1 protein-coding gene is annotated in these 1,101 nt (G+C 47.2%); it reads right to left on the reverse strand.

Features of this window, described 5'->3' with window-relative positions:
• The coding region (locus D829_RS0117870) for an IS110 family transposase (protein WP_017688399.1) at positions 1–1,063 on the reverse strand (1,063 nt) is incomplete at its 3' end.
• Positions 1,064–1,101: the final 38 nt, after the last annotated feature.

Below are 1,101 nucleotides of genomic sequence, written 5' to 3' on the forward strand. Positions count from 1 at the left end.
CTCTTAGTCGAGATCGTCCACGCTTGGTAATGCCAGTTTTACCCTTACGCTTACCAGAACTATTTTCTTTTAAATTCAAGCCCGCCAACCGGATGATTTGTTGTCCGTGGTCGTAATGACTCAGATCGCCAACCTCAGCCAGAAATCCTGCAACGGTAACCGCGCCAACGCCTGGTATATTCAACATCTGCGTTGTTCCCGGGATCTCACTCAAAATGTCCATGACCTGATTCATGGTCGTTTCCACCTGTTTAGAGAAAAGCTCAACCTGGTCGAGCAAGCTCAGAAGCTCCAGTCTCGCAGCTCGTAACCCTTGGGTAAGCCCGATGGATATCCCGGCTGTCGCAAAGAGCTTTTCCGCTCTCTTGATACCGACTCCACGCTTCACTTCCGTTCTCCAGTGTGCGAGAACGCCTCTGGCGCCTGTAGAGACGATCTCTTCCGGTGTCGGAAACTGGCGCATTGTCATCAAGGAAGTTTTGCCTTCCCAATCTTTAAACACGCTCAAATACTCTGGAAAATAGCGGTCGAACCAGTTATGCACACGGGCCTTGACTTGGTTTAAACTCACCATAACCTTCTCACGGAAATTCATGAGGATGCGTAATTCGGCATATTCCATCGCCGGCAATTTGGGCTCCGAATACTTCCCGTTTCGAATGAGATCTGCAATGACTTTGGCATCCTTATAGTCACTCTTCGTCGGCGAGTTATCCTCAATTTCCTTGCTCTTGTTTACATGATGCGGGTTCACAATGACGATCTCGATATCTCGAGCTTCCAGAAAAGCAGCTAGCGGAAACCAGTAGTGCCCGGTAGGCTCAATTCCGAAAACAATGTCCGTTTTCAGATGAACCTCCTGAAGTTCTTTCATCCATGTTACTAGCTTCGTTAACCCTTCCTGATCGTTGTGGAACACGCAGTCTTTTCCTAATTCAATGCCACGGAAATCTACCGCTCTAGCTACGTGAATCTTTTTGGCAATGTCTGCTCCAATGACTAACGTATCTTCTGTAATTCGCGTAATCCGTTGATTCTGTTTCTGTTTCATCTTATACTTCATGATGTGCGCCTCTTTTCGTATGTGGGTATTGTTCTTGT

Source organism: Paenibacillus sp. PAMC 26794 (genome assembly GCF_000316035.1).
In the GTDB taxonomy this organism is placed as follows: domain Bacteria; phylum Bacillota; class Bacilli; order Paenibacillales; family Paenibacillaceae; genus Paenibacillus.